Source organism: Microbulbifer magnicolonia (assembly GCF_035117725.1).
Taxonomy (GTDB): Bacteria; Pseudomonadota; Gammaproteobacteria; order Pseudomonadales; family Cellvibrionaceae; genus Microbulbifer; species Microbulbifer magnicolonia.
On record NZ_JAYEFD010000001.1, the window covers coordinates 564434 to 582059 of the forward strand.

At 62.2% G+C, this 17626-nt stretch carries 18 protein-coding genes; 8 read left to right on the plus strand and 10 right to left on the minus strand.

What is annotated here, in order from left to right; all coding sequences use genetic code 11:
- The first annotated feature begins 7 nt into the window (after window positions 1–7).
- The gene (hypD, locus tag RRF64_RS02485) at window positions 8–1123 is read left to right on the plus strand and encodes a hydrogenase formation protein HypD (RefSeq protein ID WP_323844241.1); all 1116 of its coding nucleotides are present in this window, start codon (window positions 8–10) and stop codon (window positions 1121–1123) included.
- Window positions 1113–2150: a hydrogenase expression/formation protein HypE gene (hypE, locus tag RRF64_RS02490; RefSeq protein WP_323844242.1), complete on the plus strand. Its 1038-nt coding sequence runs from the start codon at window positions 1113–1115 to the stop codon at window positions 2148–2150. The genes hypD and hypE overlap by 11 nt, the downstream gene beginning before the upstream one ends.
- 55 nt (window positions 2151–2205) lie before the next feature.
- On the opposite strand, the gene RRF64_RS02495 is transcribed toward hypE, so the two are convergent.
- Both RRF64_RS02495 and RRF64_RS02500 read right to left on the minus strand, forming a co-directional pair.
- Window positions 2206–2673 carry a nuclear transport factor 2 family protein gene (locus tag RRF64_RS02495; RefSeq protein WP_323844243.1) on the minus strand — a complete coding sequence of 156 codons (468 nt, stop codon included), beginning with the start codon at window positions 2671–2673 and terminating at the stop codon, window positions 2206–2208.
- Window positions 2674–2733: 60 nt separating this feature from the next.
- Entirely contained in the window at window positions 2734–3282 is a 549-nt protein-coding gene (locus RRF64_RS02500; RefSeq protein WP_323844244.1) for a carboxymuconolactone decarboxylase family protein, read from the minus strand.
- A 123-nt stretch (window positions 3283–3405) separates the two neighbouring features.
- On the opposite strand from RRF64_RS02500, the gene RRF64_RS02505 reads away from it, so the two are divergent.
- Window positions 3406–4314 carry a LysR family transcriptional regulator gene (locus RRF64_RS02505; RefSeq protein ID WP_323844245.1) on the plus strand — a complete coding sequence of 303 codons (909 nt, stop codon included), beginning with the start codon at window positions 3406–3408 and terminating at the stop codon, window positions 4312–4314.
- 59 nt (window positions 4315–4373) lie between these two features.
- Here RRF64_RS02505 and RRF64_RS02510 read toward each other — a convergent pair whose 3' ends face one another.
- Both RRF64_RS02510 and RRF64_RS02515 read right to left on the minus strand, forming a co-directional pair.
- Window positions 4374–4706, minus strand: a complete 333-nt coding sequence (locus tag RRF64_RS02510; RefSeq protein WP_323844246.1) for a hypothetical protein — start codon at window positions 4704–4706, stop codon at window positions 4374–4376.
- A 102-nt stretch (window positions 4707–4808) separates the two neighbouring features.
- Window positions 4809–5078 (minus strand): 4Fe-4S dicluster domain-containing protein, encoded by a 270-nt coding sequence (locus RRF64_RS02515; protein WP_323844247.1) that lies wholly within the window; start codon window positions 5076–5078, stop codon window positions 4809–4811.
- Window positions 5079–5299: 221 nt separating this feature from the next.
- Between RRF64_RS02515 and RRF64_RS02520 the strand changes: the two genes are divergently transcribed.
- Together RRF64_RS02520 and RRF64_RS02525 are read left to right on the plus strand one after the other, a co-directional pair.
- Window positions 5300–5479, plus strand: a complete 180-nt coding sequence (locus RRF64_RS02520; RefSeq protein ID WP_323844248.1) for an AIR synthase related protein — start codon at window positions 5300–5302, stop codon at window positions 5477–5479.
- Window positions 5480–5511: 32 nt separating this feature from the next.
- A complete protein-coding gene (locus RRF64_RS02525) occupies window positions 5512–6003 on the plus strand; it encodes an AIR synthase-related protein (RefSeq protein WP_323844249.1) in 492 nt (163 codons plus the stop codon).
- A gap of 52 nt (window positions 6004–6055) precedes the next feature.
- Here the strand turns inward: RRF64_RS02525 and RRF64_RS02530 are convergent, their stop codons facing one another.
- The 3 genes from RRF64_RS02530 to ccoG form a co-directional block, all read right to left on the minus strand.
- Window positions 6056–6385 carry a hypothetical protein gene (locus RRF64_RS02530; RefSeq protein WP_323844250.1) on the minus strand — a complete coding sequence of 110 codons (330 nt, stop codon included), beginning with the start codon at window positions 6383–6385 and terminating at the stop codon, window positions 6056–6058.
- A 220-nt stretch (window positions 6386–6605) separates the two neighbouring features.
- On the minus strand, window positions 6606–7430 hold the full coding sequence (locus tag RRF64_RS02535) for an alpha/beta fold hydrolase (protein WP_323844251.1): 825 nt from the start codon (window positions 7428–7430) through the stop codon (window positions 6606–6608).
- 165 nt (window positions 7431–7595) lie between these two features.
- Complete coding sequence (gene ccoG / locus RRF64_RS02540) at window positions 7596–8960, minus strand: cytochrome c oxidase accessory protein CcoG (protein WP_323844252.1); 1365 nt, start codon at window positions 8958–8960, stop codon at window positions 7596–7598.
- 147 nt (window positions 8961–9107) lie between these two features.
- Here ccoG and RRF64_RS02545 point away from each other — a divergent pair, with 147 nt between their 5' ends.
- A complete protein-coding gene (locus tag RRF64_RS02545; protein WP_323844253.1) occupies window positions 9108–10514 on the plus strand; it encodes an aminotransferase-like domain-containing protein in 1407 nt (468 codons plus the stop codon).
- An 89-nt stretch (window positions 10515–10603) separates the two neighbouring features.
- Here the strand turns inward: RRF64_RS02545 and RRF64_RS02550 are convergent, their stop codons facing one another.
- From RRF64_RS02550 to RRF64_RS02560, 3 genes are read right to left on the minus strand one after another with little or no spacing between them, the layout of a single operon-like run.
- A complete protein-coding gene (locus tag RRF64_RS02550) occupies window positions 10604–11416 on the minus strand; it encodes a CLCA_X family protein (RefSeq protein ID WP_323844254.1) in 813 nt (270 codons plus the stop codon).
- A gap of 10 nt (window positions 11417–11426) precedes the next feature.
- On the minus strand, window positions 11427–14030 hold the full coding sequence (locus RRF64_RS02555) for an ATP-dependent DNA helicase (protein ID WP_323844255.1): 2604 nt from the start codon (window positions 14028–14030) through the stop codon (window positions 11427–11429).
- Between the two features lie 17 nt (window positions 14031–14047).
- Entirely contained in the window at window positions 14048–15739 is a 1692-nt protein-coding gene (locus tag RRF64_RS02560) for a VRR-NUC domain-containing protein (RefSeq protein WP_323844256.1), read from the minus strand.
- Between the two features lie 344 nt (window positions 15740–16083).
- On the opposite strand from RRF64_RS02560, the gene RRF64_RS02565 reads away from it, so the two are divergent.
- Window positions 16084–16578 (plus strand): SixA phosphatase family protein, encoded by a 495-nt coding sequence (locus RRF64_RS02565; RefSeq protein ID WP_323844257.1) that lies wholly within the window; start codon window positions 16084–16086, stop codon window positions 16576–16578.
- Window positions 16579–17058: 480 nt separating this feature from the next.
- A complete protein-coding gene (locus tag RRF64_RS02570) occupies window positions 17059–17256 on the plus strand; it encodes a hypothetical protein (protein ID WP_323844258.1) in 198 nt (65 codons plus the stop codon).
- The last annotated feature ends 370 nt before the right edge of the window (window positions 17257–17626 follow it).

Consider the following 17626-nt stretch of genomic DNA (forward strand, 5'->3'; position numbering starts at 1 on the left):
AAATCCTGTGAAATATCTGCACGAATACCGCGAGCGCGACAGTATCACTAAGATCGCGGCGAAAATTGCCGGAATCACCACCAGGCCCTGGACCATTATGGAGGTCTGCGGCGGCCAGACGCACGCGATCGTCAAGTTCGGCCTGCAGCAGTTCCTGCCGCCGGAGATAGAACTGGTGCACGGCCCGGGCTGCCCGGTGTGCGTGACCTCGCTCGAAACGATCGACCAGGCCATCGCGATTGCTGCGCAGCCAAACGTGATCTTCTGTTCCTTTGGCGACATGCTGCGAGTGCCGGGCAGCGAGCGGGATCTGCTGGCGGTAAAGGCGGCGGGGGGGGATGTCCGCACCGTCTATTCCCCACTGCACGCACTGAAGCTTGCGGAACAGAATCCGCACAGGGAGGTGGTCTTCTTCGGCATCGGCTTCGAGACTACTGCGCCGGCAAATGCTATGGCGGTGTTTCTCGCCGCGAAAAAGAAGTTGAGCAATTTCTCCATTCTGGTCTCCCACTTCCTGGTGCCGCCCGCGATCGAGGCTATCTGCTCTGCACCCGATTCGCGCATTCAGGGTTTTCTCGCCGCCGGCCACGTGTGCGCGATCATGGGCTATGCGCAGTACCTGCCACTAGCGGAGAAATTCCGCGTACCCATCGCGGTAACCGGATTCGAACCGCTGGATATTCTCGAGGGAATCATGATGTGTGTGCGCCAGCTGGAGCTCGGGCGCTGCGGTGTTGAGAACCAATATGTGCGAGCGGTGCGCCGCCGCGGCAACCGCGAAGCCCAGGCGATGCTCGATCGGGTATTCGAAATAACCGAGCAGAAGTGGCGCGGGGTCGGCACCATCGCCGCCAGCGGCCTGCAATTGCAGGAGGCATTTGCCCAGTTCGATGCGGCACGCAAATTCCGTCTGACCACCAATACGCGCGCGGGTGACAGCGGCTGTATCAGCGGTCAGATAATGCGGGGGCAGAAAAAGCCCTGCGACTGCCCGCATTTCGGCAACCGCTGCCGTCCCGAACAACCATTGGGTGCGCCGATGGTTTCGTCCGAGGGCGCCTGTGCGGCCTACTATCGATACGACAAGCGATACAGCGACCGGACAACCGCCGATGAACACTGAATGCCCTCTGACCAGTACCGCCGATGACAGTGTGCGCCTCGGCCACGGCAGCGGCGGCGAGCTGAGTCAGCGACTGTTGCGGGATTTCATCTATCCGCATTTTGACAACCCCTGGATAGCCCAGGCCCACGACAGCGCGACGCTGCCACTGAACAGCGAACACGTGGTGTTTACCACGGATTCCTTCGTCGTTACGCCGCTGTTCTTTCCCGGCGGCGATATCGGCAGGCTCGCGGTCTGCGGTACCGTCAACGATCTGGCCATGAGCGGCGCCAGGCCACGGTATCTGAGCTGCAGCCTGATCCTGGAAGAGGGGCTGCCGATGGCGACACTGTCCCGGGTCATGGCCTCCATGGGGCGGGCCGCGGCCGAATGCGGCGTGCATTTAGTCACCGGCGACACCAAGGTGGTGGAGCGGGGCAAGGGCGACGGCCTGTATATCAACACCGCCGGCATCGGCATACTGGAGCACGGTCTCGCCATCGGCCCGCAGAGTATTCGGGCGGGCGACCTGATACTGCTGTCCGGCGATATCGGCCGCCACGGCATGGCGGTGATGGCCAAGCGCGAGGGACTGGATTTCGACAGCCCACTGCAAAGCGACTGCGCACCGTTGCACAGCCCGGTGCAGGATTTACTCAATGCGGGAATCGCCGTGCACTGCCTGCGCGACTTGACCCGCGGCGGCCTGGCCACGGCACTGGTGGAGCTGGCAGAAAGTGCCGGCCGGAAAATGACTGTGCGGGAAACGGAAATCCCCATCTGCGACCCGGTACAGGGCGCCTGCGAAGTGCTGGGCATGGATCCGTTCTATGTCGCCAATGAGGGGCGCTTTGTCGCCTTTGTGCCGTCGCAGCAGGCCGAGCTGGCACTGGCGGTCCTGGCCAGAAACCCGGTCTCGGCAGACAGCCGCATCATAGGCACCGTCGCCAGCTGCAGCAGCCCCCAGGTGATCCTGCAGAACGCCCTTGGCTGTGAGCGCCTGCTGGATCGGCTGCCCGGCGAGCAGCTACCGCGAATCTGCTAGTGCCGGGGCCGGCAGTCGATGGCTGAACAGCCTCGCGGAATCTATTGTTTGCTACTCAAAGGCCCAGCTCGCTCAGGTTGGGGTGCCCTTCCGGTCTCGGGCCTAGCGTCCAGTGAAACAGGCGATCAGCGGCGGCAATGCGCATATCGTTGATGCTGGCATGGCGCCGGTGCATCAGTCCGTCCTTACGGAATTCCCAGTTCTCGTTACCGTAGGCGCGGTACCACTGACCGGCGTCATCGCGATATTCATAGGCGAAGCGCACGGCGATGCGGTTTGCGCTATACGCCCACAGTTCCTTGATCAGCCGATAGTCCATTTCCCGTTGCCACTTGCGGGTGAGAAAGGCCTCGACTTGCGCGCGCCCCCTGGGAAACTCGCTGCGATTGCGCCAGATAGTGTCCTCGGTGTAGGCGAGCGCAACCCTGGCGGGATCGCGGGAATTCCATCCATCCTCGGCGGCGCGGACCTTGGTTGCTGCAGTTTCTTCCGTGAAAGGCGGCAGGGGCGGTCGTGTAGTCATGATGATACCTCGTTGGTCCGGTGAGTGGCGGGGCGACCCGGAGGGCCGCCCCTGTCGGGATCAGGCAGTCAGTGCTACCGCTTCGGGGAAGTCCACCTCGGTCTCCAGCGCCGTGTTGATATAGTTGGTCAGCAGGTTGAGGGCGACCAGAGCAATGATTTCGACCACTGCGCCATCGGAATAACCCGCGCTTTTCACCGCCGCAATATCGCCCTCGCTTACCTGACCGCGGTTGCTGGCAACCTTGCGCGCAAAACTGACTGCCGCGGCTGCTTTCGCATCGGTGGAGTCGCCCCTGCGGTTCGCGTCAATTTCCTCGGCGGACAGCTTTGCCATATTCGCACCGATATAGGAATGCGCCGCGAGACAGTAATCGCAGCCGTTTACCTGGGCGACAGTGAGGGCAATGCGCTCGCGGGTGGCCAGATCAATCGAGCTGTTGTCCAGCGCGCCGCCGAATGACAGATAGGCTTCCAGCGCCGCCGGGCTGTTGCCGATCAGGCGAAACATATTCGGTACCACGCCGAGTTTGGCATTGACCGCGTTCAGCAGCTCGCGGGACTCGGCCGGCGCATTGTCGATAGTGGTGGGAGTTGGGATACGGGACATGGTTTCCTCCGGAAAGGGTTGGCCGGGCAGGGTTGCTCCGGTGGCTGCTACAGTAATTGCGCGCACACGTCTGAACAATGAGATAATCTTGCAATTTATTATTTTATATTTCGGAATAATGCTGTGGACAAATTCAAGGCGATGCGGGTTTACGTGGAGGTTTGCAGAGCGGGCGGCTTCGCGGGGGCGGCCAGGCGACTCGGTATCAGTCCGCCTAGTGTGACCCGCATCGTCAATGAGCTGGAAGGCGATCTGGGCGTGACACTGCTGCACCGCACCACGCGGGCGATCCATATCACGGAAATAGGGCGGGAATTCCAGCTTCAGGCAGAACAGGTGCTGCAGAGCTGCGATGAGGTCTTTGATACGGCGAGGGGTGCGCGAGTCATTCCCCGCGGTAAGGTCAGGCTGACCGCGCCGGTGCTGTTCGGCCGCTACTACGTTTCGCCGACACTGAACCGGTTCATGGAGAAGTACCCGGAAGTAGAAATCGACACCGTCTATGTCGATCGCCCGGTGCAACTGGTGGACGAAGGGTTCGACATCGGTGTGCGCATCGGCCACTTGCAGGACTCGAGCCTGCTCGCGCGCCGCGTCGGCTCGGTGCGGCGCGTGGTATGTGCCAGCCCTGCCTATCTAAAGCGGCACGGGATACCGAAACATCCTTCCGAGCTCGCCGCTGCGGAGACCATCAGCGCCAGGCCGATTACCCCGACGCCGCAGTGGAAATTCGCACAGGGCCTGGCCGTGGAAGTCCAATCCCGCCGCACCACGAGCAATATCGCGGACGCTATTGCTGTGTGCAGGGCGGGTGGCGGATTCACGCAGGTCTTCGGCTACCAGATCGGATCAGAGCAAGTGTCAGGGGAGCTGGAAGTGGTACTCGAGGACTACGAAGTGGATCCGATACCCGTCCAGGTACTCCACACCGAGGGCCGCACCACGGCGGCCAAGGTGCGGCTTCTGGTCGATGACCTGACACGCGACCTAGCTGAGGCCCTGGAGATCATCGCATCTGCCGGCAAGCACTAGTGTGCTGCACCTGCCTGGCGACTTTACAGGGAGCGGGCCAGAAAGGTCGACTCCCTGGATCACTTCACTGAGCCTGCGCTGAAGTCGAATGTCAGTCCTGCGCTCGGCCGCTTCAGGTCGCGGGCGCAGACCCGATAGGGAACCCAGTTAGCGTTGTTTTCCGCCAGGTCGATCCGGTTGGGGCCGAACAGCTGGAAGTCGCCGTCGCCGGCGATCAATACGTCGACAAAGCGCTGCTCATCAACTAACCCCTCGACCGTGATCCGGTAATTGTTGCACGCGGTGTGTTCGTCCAGTCGTGTGAACAGGGCGCCGCGGTCGCGTCGGATCTCGACCAGCAATCTGGTGGTGTCGGTAAAGCCGTAGAGCAGGGCGCTGAAGGTGACGAGCATAACGGCACCATAGCCGGCCAATCGCAGCCGTAGTAAGCGGACCCTGTTTCCCTGCAGTTCGGTTTCGGAGGCGAAGCGGATAAGCCCGGTGAGCCTGTCCACTCATTTCATCACGCTGTCGCAGGCATTGATGCAGGCGCCGCAATCGATACAGGCTGCCTGCAATCCATCGCGGATATCGATACCGACGGGGCACACCTGTACGCAGATACCGCAGTCGATGCGGTCACCGCTGTTGGCACTGCCTTTGCGCCGGTTAGCGCGGGGTTCGCCGCAGCGGGCATCGTAGCTGACGGTGCGGGTATCTGCGTCGAACATTACGCTCTGGAGGCGCGAGTAGGGACAGGTGTGCACGCAGATCTTTTCGCGCATCAGCCCGTATTGGGACAGGTCAGGCCGGCCATAATCAACAGCCAGCTGGTCAGGCGTCGCAGATCCTGGAAACGGCCTCTGGTCATCCTGACGTCAAACTTGCCGTCGTGTGCGCGAGGGGGCGGGGCCGTGAAATCCTGTACAACGGCAATTTTTCCATCGGGCGAATCCGCCCTAAGTCTGATGGGGGGCAGATTCTGACCAGCCCCGCCGATGACAGTGTGCGCTTGGGCCACGGCAGCGGCGGCGATATCGGCAGGCTGGCGGTCTGCGGTACCGTCAACGATCTGGCCATGAGCGGCGCCAGACCGCGCTACCTGAGCTGCAGCCTGCTCCTGGAAGAGGGGCTGACGATGGCGACCCTGTCCCGGCTCATGGCCTCCATGGGGCGGGCGACCTGATCCTGCTGTCCGGTGATATCGGGCGCCACGGCATGGCGGTGATGGCCAGGCGCGAGGGACTGGAATTCGACAGCCCGCTGCACAGCGACTGCGCGCCGTTACACTCGGCCGTGCAGGCACTGTTGAACGCTGGAATTGCACTGCACTGCCTGCGCGACCTGACCCGCGGGGGCCTGGCGACGGCACTGGTAGAGCTGGCCGAGAACAGCGGTAAGAACCTCACCGTGCGCGAGGACGACATTGCGGTCTGCGACGCGGTGCAGGGCGCCTGTGAGATATTGGGGCTGGATCCGCTCTATGTGGCGAACGAGGGGCGCTTCGTCGCCTTTATCCCCGCGGCGGACGCCGACCGCGCACTGGCGGCACTGGCGCGCAACCCGGTCGCCGCCGGCAGTCGCATTGTCGGCAGCGTTGGGGGCAGCGTTGCGGGCAGCGCGTCAGCGCAAGTCATCATGCAGACATCGCTCGGCTGCGAGCGCCTGCTGCACCAGCTGCCCGGCGAGCAGCTGCCGAGGATCTGTTAGGAAAACCCCGGCGAGCGCACGGCGCGGCGCTGCGCACTCGCCCGGGGGCTCATCAACTGGCCGCCCTTGTCTGCTGCATTTCTGCGAAATCCAGGTAGTAGGACATGTACTTGTGCATGGCCTGAATCACTGCGATATCGCCGCCGATCGCTCGTTCGAATTCCGGGTGGAAGGTGATGATGGAGGCCATGCCGAGATGGTAATCGCCGTCGCTATGGTCGCGCAGTGTCTCCGCGGCAATCGCCGCCATTTCGCCGGCGTTCGCGGCCGGAGCGCCGATGTCGATCAGCGTGTCGCGGAAGGCGGTTTTGAAGCGGTCGAAGTGCGGTTCTTCGGTGCTGAAAAATTCAATGGTCTGGTAGATTTTCTGTCCGGTAGTCATGGTCGTTTCTCCCCCGAGAAGATTGAGCGGGGCATACTACTGGACCGCGTAGTTGGGAAAAATAGCTTTGCCAGACAACTGCATGAATCTGATGACAATTTTTTCGCGTGGAAATTTATGCCGGCATTTGCGCCTTGGTAGTTGACAGATTTATTGGCCGCACTGATTCAGCGGCCAATAAATTCTATGGCGCCGCCACGCGGGGAAGTTGCCGCCGAATTCAGCCTTCAAAAAACTCGAGAAGGTCTGCGTTGATTACATCCGCATGTGTGGTGGCCATGCCGTGCGGATAGCCCGCATAGACTTTGAGGGTGCCATGCTTCAGAAGCTTGACCGACAAGCGGGCCGAATCATCGATGGGGACAACCTGATCGTCGTCACCGTGCATGACGAGTGTTGGCACTTCAATTTTCTTCAGGTCCGCGGTGAAATCCGTTTCAGAAAAGGCCTTGATGCCTTCGTAATGCGCCTTGGCGCTGCCCATCATGCCCTGGCGCCACCAATTGTTGACAATACCCGGGGACGCTTTAGCCCCGGAGCGGTTGTATCCATAGAATGGTCCGCCGGCGACATCGAGATAGAACTGGGAGCGATTGGCGGCCAGTTGCTGGCGGAAGTCGTCAAAAACCTCGATTGGCAGGCCGCCCGGATTTTCCGGCGTCTTCAGCATGAGCGGGGGAACTGCACCGATCAGTACGAGCTTCGCCACGCGGTGTTTTCCGTACTGGGCGACATAGCGCGCCGCTTCGCCCCCACCGGTTGAGTGGCCCACATGAATCGCATCGGCCAGGTCGAGATGTTCGGCCACCGCTGCCGCGTCCCTCGCATAGTGATCCATATCGTGACCGCTGCTTATCTGGCTCGAGCGCCCGTGGCCGCGGCGATCGTGTGCGATAACACGGTAGCCCTTGCGGACGAAGTAGAGCAGCTGTGCGTCCCAGTCGTCACTGCAGAGTGGCCAACCGTGGTGAAACATAATGGGCTGGCCGGAGCCCCAGTCCTTGTAAAAGATCTCGGCTCCGTCTTTAGTGCTGATCACGGCCATGACATGTTCCCCGGTAAATTCAGACTGAATTTGCGAATCGCCAGTTTTCTAAAGCCTAGACGCAAACCCGGGGGTGGGACGCGGGCGATCGGTTGCCGCGAGAGCCGGCTGGCAGCTGTAAATGGTGTGCGCGTAAACACACAGCCCGTGACATGTCTGGCTCACTCAGAAGGATCTGCTCAGAAATGTCGTCTGCTTCGAGGTCTGCACAGAACCGCCATCGAAGTTGAAGGTCAGCACCGCCCTCGGCAGCTTCGGGTCGCGGGTGCAAACCCGGTAGGGTAGCCAGCTGGCGCTTTCTTCGGCCAGGTCGATTCGCCCGGGGCCGTACAGATCGTAGTGACCCTCACCGGCTATCGACACATCGATAAAGCGATGCGCCTCGCTGAACCCCTCCACCTTGACCTGGTAGACGTTGCATACCGTGTGCGCATCCAGCTGCCTGAACATGGCACCGCGGTCGCGCCTGATCTCCACCAGCAGGTCAGTGGTGCCGGTGAAGCCGTAGAGCACTGCGCTGAAGGCGCAGAGCATGACGGCGCCATAGCCGGCCAGCCGCGGGCGGAGAAAGCGGCCCTTGTCGCCCCGCAGCTGGACTTCGGAGGCGAAGCGGATCAGCCCTTTGGGCCGCTCGAGTTTGAGCATCACGCCGTCGCAGGCATCGATGCAGGCCGCGCAGTCGATACAGGCGGCCTGCAAACCGTCGCGGATATCGATGCCGACCGGGCAGACCTGCACGCACAGCCCGCAATCGACGCAATCGCCGCTGTTCGAAGCACCTCTGCGCAGACTCGCGCGTGGTTCGCCGCGGCGGGCATCGTAGCTGACGGTCTGCGTATCGTTGTCGAACATAACGCTCTGGAAGCGCGCGTAGGGGCAGGCGTGCAGGCAGATCTTTTCCCGCACAAGGCCAGCGTTGATGTAGGTCAGCCCGGCCATAATCGCCAGCCAACCGGCAACGGCCGCCGATAGTTGCAGCTGCAGACTGTCCGACAGGATCTCCCGAATCGGGACGAAGTAGCCCGTGAAGGTGGCTGCAGTTGCCAGTGCGAGCAGCATCCAGAGCAGGTGCTTGGTGACGCGGCGCAGCAGCCGCAGCCCCGCCAGCGGCTCGCCGCTCTGCCGGGCCCTTTTTACTGCGCTGCCCTCGACCAGGTCTTCGATGCGGATGAACAGCCAGGTCCAGATGCTCTGCGGACAGGCGAAGCCACACCAGACCCGCCCCCAGGCGACGGCGAGGAAGAACAGCAGGCAGGCTGCGGCAATCAGCAGCCCCGCCAGCAATGGCAGGTCACGCCAGGAGAGGGCGCTGCCAAACAGGATGATGCGGCGCTGCTCGAAGGAGAACAGCAGCCAGGGCTGGCCATCAAACTGCACCCACACCAAGCCGAAGAACAGGGCAATCAGCGGCCAGCTGGTCAGGCGCCGCAGATTCTGGAAACGACCACTGGTCAGCCGCACGTGAAACTTGCCGTCGTGTGCGAGGGGGGGCGGGGGCGTGAAATCCTGTACAACGGGAATTATTTCCATGGGGCTAATCCGCGCTAAGTCTGATGGCGGGCAGATTACGCCGGCAGCGGCGATAGGGTCAGGCCCAAAAAAAATAACTATAATGGGTACAGATTGCGCTTGAGAGGTGCTTGAGAGGTGCTTGAGAGGTGCTTGAGAGGTAAAGCGGTGACGCGAGAGTATCGTTATCTGCAGCTGGAGGCCTGGCTGTTACAGGGCATAAAGGAAGGGCGCTGGCGCCCGGGGGAGCGATTGCCGTCGATCCGGAGCCTGTGCCGGGAACACGCTGTGGCGAAAGCCACCGTACAGCACGCACTGCAAAGACTGGAGGCAAAGGGGCTGGTGGAGGCCCGCCCCAAGGCGGGCCATTTCGTATCGCTGCAAGCGCCCGCGGTGCAACAGCCACTCAGTCGGGCGCGCATCGAGGCGCCGAGGCCGGTCACGGTCAGCGACCTGCTGCTCGATATCATGCGCAGGAGTGCCGCCTTCGATCTGCTGCCGGACGGGCAAGCCGGCGATCTCCCGCCCGGCATTGTCGCCTTGAACCGTTCCATCGGTCGGTCACTCAGAAGGCAGAGAGGTGACGACTATCAGTACTACGACGACCCGGCGGGGGACAGCGGACTGCGGCAACAGCTGGCACTGCACCTGTCCCGGCGCGGCTGGCGGGTTGGGCCGGACCGGTTGTGCATCACGTCCGGCTGCCAGCACGCGCTCTTTCTCGCACTGATGGCGTGTTGCAAGCCGGGGGACGTGGTTGCGGTCGAGTCACCCGGATTTTACGGGGTCTTGCAGCTTATCGAGCAATTCGACCTGCAGGTGGTCGAGGTCCCGGCTTCCAGCGCAACCGGCATGGATATCGATGCACTGGAAGAGGTGCTGCGGCGCTGGCAGGTCAGGGCATGTGTCGTTTCACCGGCATTCGCCACACCGGGCGGCGCATTGATGCCGGATTCGGCCAAGCGGCGATTGCTGGCGCTGGCCGACCAGCATGACCTCGCCGTCATCGAGGATGATATCTATGCGGACACCGCCTTCGGGCCGGTACCGGATCCGCTCAAGGCGCTCGACACAGATGATCGGGTGATACTCTGCAGTTCCTTCTCCAAGTGCCTGTCCCGCGACCTGAGACTCGGTTGGATATCCGGCGCGCGCTGGCATGCGCGCATTCTCCACCTCAAACTGGTGACCCAGCTGGCCAGCAGCCGTTTTCTCCAACAGGGCGTCGCCGAGTTTATGGCGGATGGCAGCTTCACCTCTCACCTGCGCCGCCTGCGCAACGAGCTGCGGGAGCGGCGGGACCAGCTGGTAAGTCTGTTACACGCCTGGCCCGGCGATGTCCGGGTGAGTGCGCCGCAAGGCGGGCTGGCAGTCTGGGTCGAATTGCCGGAAGCAGTGGACAGCCTGGCGGTCTACCCCCGGGCGCTGCAGGCGGGCGTCGTGATTACGCCGGGTCCGCTGTTCTCCGTATCCGGACAGTTCAAGAATTGTCTGCGTATCAGCTTCGCGCATCCCTGGGACAAGGCGCGCGCGACGGCGCTCAAGCTACTGCCAGAACTGTTGCAGCAGCGCTGAAAAATACCGGCGCGTTGCGCCGTAACTGGACTTCCGTGCACCGGACGGCGCGTGCCATATGCGTAGCGGTTGGCGCATCAAGACAGTATCTAGGATATTAAATGCGCTCCGCTTTTATGTTCGGAAGGCTGCGCGCTCTGCTGCAGGGCCCTGCCCAGACAACTGAAGTACTCCCTGAATGCGGAATTTATGCGCTCGCGATGCCGCCCGCAAGGGTAGAGCCCCATGCGCGCTTCGTCAGTGGCCTTGGTGCCGGAGACGAGAAAATTGTTGTTGATGCTGGCATCCTGGACGAACGCCTCGAAGGCGCGTGCGCACAGTTCCGCGGGATCACTGTAATAGACGCAGCCATTGGCCTCGTCCGCCCGGCAGGAGATTCGGAAGAGCTCACTGGGGTTCTCACCCATCTCGTCGAGCATGATGCTCTTGAAGCAGGCAAAGAGTCGATCATTGAGGGGGTGCGGTACCGGGGTGGCGTCGCGCAGCCAGGCCTCCGAGGCGTACATGGTCCCGGATGCATCGCTGAAGGCCTTGTCGGCGAGGTAGTGGTCCAGTGCATGAAACCACTCATGGGCAATAGAGCCGGGACCGGCATTCTTTGCCAGGGAGAAGGTTCTGGTCGCCGGTTCATAGAAAGCCAGCATCCCGGGGCGCCCGCCGATGCCGTATTGAAAGGACAGTGTCTGCCGCAGGGAGATCAGCAGTTCAGGCCCCTGCAGTATCGACATCAGGTCGGCGAGCGCGTCATAGAAAAGAGCGGCCGCACGATCGCGCTCCGCCTGCGTGACCCAGCGACCGATACTGATGGACCTGAAACCAAACTTTCTTCTGACATCGGCAAAGGTGACCGGCTGCTGATCCCGGTGATTGGGTCCGCGGCGAAAAAACTGTCGGGATGACACAAGGGCACCTCTAAAAATCGGTTTTGTAGGGTTCGCCGTGCGCACCGATATCAGCGAATCCTGCATCGGAACTCGCTGGTGCGGACGGCGCACCCTGCGCAAGAACAGAAAATTCCAACCCCCAGAAACGGCTGAGCCCGCTCGACAGCGCCGCGCCGCTGTCGCAGGTCTGCACCTGCCAGTGTTCCGGATACAGCGCCCGGTAAAACGGATCGGCGAAACGGTAATCCGCCAGGATCACCACACCCCGGTCTGACTCGGTGCGGATCACCCGCCCGGCGGTCTGCAGCACCCGGGTCAGGCCCGGGTAGCGATAGGCCGTATCGAAGCCGTTGCCGCCCGTGTGGGCATCGCTGGTATCGCAGGCCCGGCGCAGCAGCTCCTGCTCCGCGTTTACCTGCGGCAGACCGACGCCAACAACGATAGTGCCCACCAGCCGCTCGCCGACATAGTCGACCCCTTCGCCGAACACGCCGCCCATAATGGCGAAGCCCAGGCTCTGGCGGCCCGCGGCGAAATGTTCGAGAAAGCCGGCGCGCTCGCGTTCTCCCGCGCCGGGGGCCTGCTGTACCAGGGCAATTTCCGGAAAGCGCGCGGCAAAGCGTCCGGCCACCTGCTGCAGGAAGCGGTAGGATGGGAAGAACACCAGATAATTGCCCGGGCGGCTGCGGTACACGCGCGACACCATATCCACCAGTGCATCGGTCGCCCGGTGCCTGGCCTGGTAGCGGGTATCCACATAGGGGCAGAGGTAGACGCCGAGCTGTTCCGGCCGAAAGGGCGAGGGCAGCACCAGGTAGGGGGATTCTGCCCGCAGTCCCAGCTGCCGATAGATGTAGGCGGCGGGCCGCAGCGTGGCGGAAAACGCGATCACCGCGTGGAACTGCTGATAGGTCTGCCGCAGATAAGCGGCGGCGTTCAGGCACAGCAGTTTGATTTCCTGCTCCTGCCAGGGCGCATCGCGGTTTTCCGCGCGGGTGAGGCAGCGATGCTGCTCCCCCAGCAACTGCTCGATGAGCAGGTAGCGGTAGAGCGCGCGCGGCCAGTCGCCGATCGTCTCCGGCGGCGACTGGGACTTCTCCCACAAACGGGTGACTTCCGCCATTACCCTGTGCGCCGCGCGGCTGACAGCGGCCGGCCAGTAGCCGCCTGCGGAGCCCTCGGCGTTGAGTGGCGGCGTCACCCACAGCTCGGCATCCCGGTTTTCGCTGTTGCCGGCATGGGTGCCTTCTTGCCGCCGCTCGGCGACCCATTTGTCCAGCGCGCGCACCAGCGCCTGGATGCTGCGGCCCAGGGTCGGGTGGGAGCCCTTGCAGGCCGCTGCGGCGCGGCGGCTGTCGCCGCGCGTGATCCTGGCGCTGTACATGGCCCGCGCGCGGTCGCTCAGATTGTGCGCCTCGTCCACCAGCAGTGCACGCTTGATGCGCTGGTCCAGCAGCGCACCCATGCGCACCAGTGGATCGAATACATAGTTGAAGTCGCACACCACCAGGTCCGCCCAGGGCAGCATTTGCAGTGACAGCTCGAACGGGCACAGTTGCAGGCGGTCCGCCACTTCTGCCACCACAGCCGGCGTCAGCAACGGTTGGCCCAGCAGTGCCCGCCTGGCCTCGGGCAGGCGATCGTAAAAGCCCCGGGTGCGCGGGCAGATGTTGTCCGCATCCCGGCTGCAAAGGCCCAGGCGGCAGGCACAGGTTTTGTCCCGCGCCTGGATTTCCAGCACGGAGAGGTGGAGCCCCCTGTCTTGCAGCCGCGCCGCCGTTTCCCGCACCACCTGGCGGCCGGAGTTTTTTGCGGTGAGATACAGCAACTGCTCGACCTGGGCTTCACCGACGGCCTTGATGGCCGGGAAGAGGGTGCTGGCGGTCTTGCCGATCCCGGTCGGCGCCTCCACCAGCAGCTCGCCGCCGTCGCGCAGGCAGCGGTAGGCCGCCACCGCCAGCTCCCGCTGCCCGGGGCGGTAGTCGGGGAATGGAAATGTCAGGGCCCGGGCCGATGATTGTACCCGGGCGCGATGCAGCTGCCAGTCGCGGTGCCACTGCACGTACTCCGTCAGTGCCGCGCGGGCGAAGGCTTGCAGCTCGGGCCAGTCGTATTCGAGCAGCTCCGGGTAGGTCTTCTTTTCCTTGAGGTTGTGCCACAGCATCTGCAGTGCCACGCGCTCTGCATCGGCGACGGCCGTGCCGGTCTCCGCCTGCCGCTGCAGCAGGTAACAGTAACCGTAGATTTTAAGCTGGGCCCAGTGCAGCTGGCGCACCGACTCCGCCAACTTGTCGGGTGGACAATAAGTGGTCTTGATCTCGTCCAGCTGCACCGGCCGGTGCAGGTCCGCCTGCGGGTGCAGGATATCCACCCGCCCGCTGAGCTGCACCAGTGTGCCATCGATCGCTACCTGCACCTGCAGACGGTACTCGGACTCACTGCCCTCGGGGCGCTGCTTCTGCAGCTTCTGGTGCGCGCGGATGCCCTCCTCGGCGGTGGGTCCGCCGCTGCCGTCGCCGACCAGATCGCCACGGCGGCAGGCAAAATTCACCAGTTCACCCACCGACAGATGCAGGGGCCGGCGATCGCTCTCGGCCGCTGCTTCGCTTGCGGCTGCTATCGCGCAATGCATGGCAGTTTCCGCATCGCTCAAGGCTGCAGCCACTCCACATGCAGGACGCGGTGGCGGATGTGGTGTCGGGCAAAAAAGGCCAGCCAGCGCAGCTGGTTCTGCTGCAGGCGATCGCCGGGGCCCTTTACTTCCACCAGCTCATAGCCGCCCGCTGCCGGGAACAGGATCAGATCCGGCAGGCCGGCGCGGTGATGTTCGATGTCGCTCAGCAGGCGCCGGAACAGCCGTCGCCAGTCGTCCGCGGGAATGCGGGCCAGCGCCAGTTCCAGCAGTGCTTCCGGCAGCGCGTCCCAGGCCACCAGCGGATTGGCAATGCCCTGTTTGTCCCGATAGTGCTGCCACACGCGTCGCGCGAGCTTGTCGCCGTCCAGTTCGGCCAGGCGCTGTTCGAATGCGGCCCGGCGCAGTGGATAGAAGTCGGGTGTGCGAAAGTCGCTGGGCGCCACCTGGAACGGATTGAAGAATGCCCCGGGCACCGGCGCGAACAGGATGTCCCAGACATAGAGCCCCAGCACGCCATTAAACAGGCAGTTTTCCACGTAAAAACACCGGTCCCCCGCCGCGCCGGGAGAGGCCTGTTGCAGGTGCGCTGCCGCCAGCAATTCCACCCGTTCCGGAGCCTGCGGCAGTACTGCGGTTTGGGTCGGCGGCTGGTACCCGGCCGGCGGCTCCCAGCCTTCCGAACGTCCCGCTTTCTTGGCAGTGCGGTAGCCAAAGCTTTCAGCAAATACCTGCTCGGCTTCGTTGTGGGGTGCCGCCCGAATCTCGCGGCACAGGGCCAGGCCGGTGTCTATATCGCCGCGCCTGACGGCGATCCGCGCCCGGCGCTCGCGGGCCGGTGGGCGCGTGCAGTGCCGGTACAGCTGGTCGGCCGCCTCCAGTGCGTCCGATCGCTCCAGCTGTCGCGCCAGCGTCAAACGGAGGCGGTCAAGGCGGCGCAGCAGGGTGGCATCGCCCTCGATTCCAGCGCCGAAAGCGGGCAGCCGCCCGGCCAGTGCCAGGATCGCGTCCACTCCAGTCTCAAGCGCATTGTCGAGCTGCGCCAGGCAGTCGTAATAGCGCAGGTGCAGTTCAATCTGCGCCCGGCTCTGGAACGGGAGGCTTTGTGGATCCAGTGGGTAATTTTCGTAACGGTACAGCCCCAGGTCCCGCAGTACATAGTCGGTCAGATCCTGGTTGAGGTTGCCAAAAAAGCACAGTTTGAACGTTTCAAAGTGCGCTGCGGCCTGTATCGCCAGCAAGGATTCCGTCTCCAGCAGTGCGTTCAACAGCACCGCTGGCTCTGAGTGCTGCTCCAGCAGTGCCAGCTCCAGCGCCGGGCGCTTGAGGGTGCGGGGCAGGGAAACAGGGCTGGCGGCCAGCAACTCCGCCTTGCTGAACAGCGGCAGGACTTCCTCCAGTGGCAATACCGGATCGCGCTGTAGTAAGCCCGCCGTTACCAACCGGTCTGCGGCTTGCGGTAGATCATCAATCTCGGCGTAAATGAGCTTGCTTTGACGGAATAGGGCGCCCACTGAGGAGGGCACCCCCTTGCGCGACAGCAGCCGCACATACAGGCGCTGGCTGTTGATGTCCAGTGCGCGGAACGCGGTGTAAAACTGCCGCTCTCCCTTTGAGAGCATTGATTCATACCGCGCCATCACGAAGTCGACGAGGGCGACGAAGTTCGCCAGGTAATAATCCGGTGCCAGTTCAACGGGATCGGTCATACGGTACTGCTAGTCGATTGTGTAGTTGCTTGTGTAGTCGCTTGTGATTGGTTCCCGAGCTCATTTCGCAACTGCCGCTATTGGAATGGATATTTCAAGCGGTGCGTCGAAGAGCTCTGTCGGGGCTTGATAGCTGTACGGTTATACAGCATGTGTGGAACGGGAACAAACCCGGGAGCGACTACGCGGCCATCCCAGAGCCCAGCGAGGTGCACAAAGAATCGCCAGATCGAATCGGGCCCAATTGTTCGCGGACGGCAGCAACGAACGGCTGTCGCCAGTAGTCGCTTCCGGATTTTTTGACCAATAATACTGCAACGGCAACACACAAACCGAACGCTCCCATGAAGAAGCTCACGCTGATTCGACACGCCAAATCCAGTTGGGACAACCCCGACCTGGATGATTTCCACCGTCCGCTCAACAAGCGTGGCAAGCGCGACCTGCCGGCCATGGCGCAGCGAGTGCGCGACTTGGGCCTGCTGCCTGACCGGCTGCTGAGCAGCGGCGCTGTTCGGGCGCTCGATACCGCAGAGGTGCTGGCCGACACGCTGGAGCTGGATGGCGATAAACTACTGGTACTGTCTGAACTTTACGGGGCCAGCTACCAGTCGCTGCTGCGCCTTCTGCAGCAACAGAGCGACGACTGGAAACACCTGATGGTGATCGGCCACAATCCGGGGCTCGAAGACTTGGGTTATTACCTTACCCACGAGCGGCTGCCCAAGTTCCCCACCGCCGCCGTGCTGCATATAGGCTTGAAGATTACTCGCTGGTGTGAACTGGCTGAATCCTGCGGTACCGTCCGCCTCTTCGACTTTCCGAAGCTGCATAAATAACCTGTATTTTTCAAGGCCGATTTTGATCACGCGTATTCGGCGTGCCGAGCGCGCACGTTCAAACAGCTGATAGATGGCCAGATAAGTTTGCGTAGAGGAAGGGCTCCTCGTCTTCATCGGGCTTTCCGGTTACCGCCCCAGGCACATAGATTCAATGCCGGCACGATTGCCAGAATGGGATCTACCGAGAGGTCTGAATCCTTGGGAAGTGGCGGGTCACGAAGATCAGGTAGACTAACCAGAGTGCGAACCACACGGATGCGACTGCAGGGAGCTTGATCGGTGAGAGCAAAAATAAGCACCAGCGCCCGAGGCACATAAATACTTATGTGCCGGCCGCATAAATAATTATGTGTTGCCCACATAAATACTTATGTAGTATTCGCATAAATACTTATGCGAGGTCTCATCGTGGCATCAGTGATTATCGACGGCAAAAATGCAGACTCGACCCGAGTCTCCATCAGTTTGGATCAATTTTTGTGGAGACTGGTTTCTGCGGACTTCAATTCTGAAGCTGACGCGCGCAGCTGGGTCAGGGAATACATTTCCACGCTGCACACCACAAAGGGGCTGACCGCAATCGTTCGCGATCATTGCCTGCACCGCATCGTCAAGCCGTCACTGATTCGCCGCGTTCAGGGTCTGGAAGTGCAAATGGATATCGATGACACATAAGTATTTATGTTTGGCCGGCTGCGCGCCAGGCGAGATCTAGGGTAGGGGGCTTGCGTTTTGGTCGGCCTGGCTCAGCTGTCAATGGATTATCTATGCTCGCTATTGGTCACGATGATCGCCCAGGCTGGGAATATCTTCCAATAGTGCGGCATGGGATTTGAATCTGCCTTCTGGAAGATGCACATCGTAGAACTTGGGCTTGTGCGTTTTCCACCACATCAATTCGAGAAATGTCGCCGCTCTGCCAAGTAATACAAGAACAATTAAGCGGGCCTGTTCCTGCCACAAATTCTGCGAGCAGCGACGCCGCCGCGCGTCGGAGCAATAGCCGGTACATGGAGCGCATGCCCGCCGGCGCCGGGCAAATGGA

What these genes read in the sequence shown, in the direction of transcription:
- hypE (WP_323844242.1), top strand. Translation starts at nt 1,113, where the DNA reads ATGAACACTGAATGCCCTCTGACCAGTACCGCCGATGACAGTGTGCGC.
- RRF64_RS02495 (WP_323844243.1), bottom strand. Translation starts at nt 2,673, where the DNA reads ATGACTACACGACCGCCCCTGCCGCCTTTCACGGAAGAAACTGCAGCA.
- RRF64_RS02500 (WP_323844244.1), bottom strand. Translation starts at nt 3,282, where the DNA reads ATGTCCCGTATCCCAACTCCCACCACTATCGACAATGCGCCGGCCGAG.
- RRF64_RS02510 (WP_323844246.1), bottom strand. Translation starts at nt 4,706, where the DNA reads ATGCTCGTCACCTTCAGCGCCCTGCTCTACGGCTTTACCGACACCACC.
- RRF64_RS02515 (WP_323844247.1), bottom strand. Translation starts at nt 5,078, where the DNA reads ATGCGCGAAAAGATCTGCGTGCACACCTGTCCCTACTCGCGCCTCCAG.
- RRF64_RS02525 (WP_323844249.1), top strand. Translation starts at nt 5,512, where the DNA reads ATGGCGGTGATGGCCAGGCGCGAGGGACTGGAATTCGACAGCCCGCTG.
- RRF64_RS02530 (WP_323844250.1), bottom strand. Translation starts at nt 6,385, where the DNA reads ATGACTACCGGACAGAAAATCTACCAGACCATTGAATTTTTCAGCACC.
- RRF64_RS02535 (WP_323844251.1), bottom strand. Translation starts at nt 7,430, where the DNA reads ATGGCCGTGATCAGCACTAAAGACGGAGCCGAGATCTTTTACAAGGAC.
- ccoG (WP_323844252.1), bottom strand. Translation starts at nt 8,960, where the DNA reads ATGGAAATAATTCCCGTTGTACAGGATTTCACGCCCCCGCCCCCCCTC.
- RRF64_RS02555 (WP_323844255.1), bottom strand. Translation starts at nt 14,030, where the DNA reads ATGCATTGCGCGATAGCAGCCGCAAGCGAAGCAGCGGCCGAGAGCGAT.
- RRF64_RS02560 (WP_323844256.1), bottom strand. Translation starts at nt 15,739, where the DNA reads ATGACCGATCCCGTTGAACTGGCACCGGATTATTACCTGGCGAACTTC.
- RRF64_RS02565 (WP_323844257.1), top strand. Translation starts at nt 16,084, where the DNA reads ATGAAGAAGCTCACGCTGATTCGACACGCCAAATCCAGTTGGGACAAC.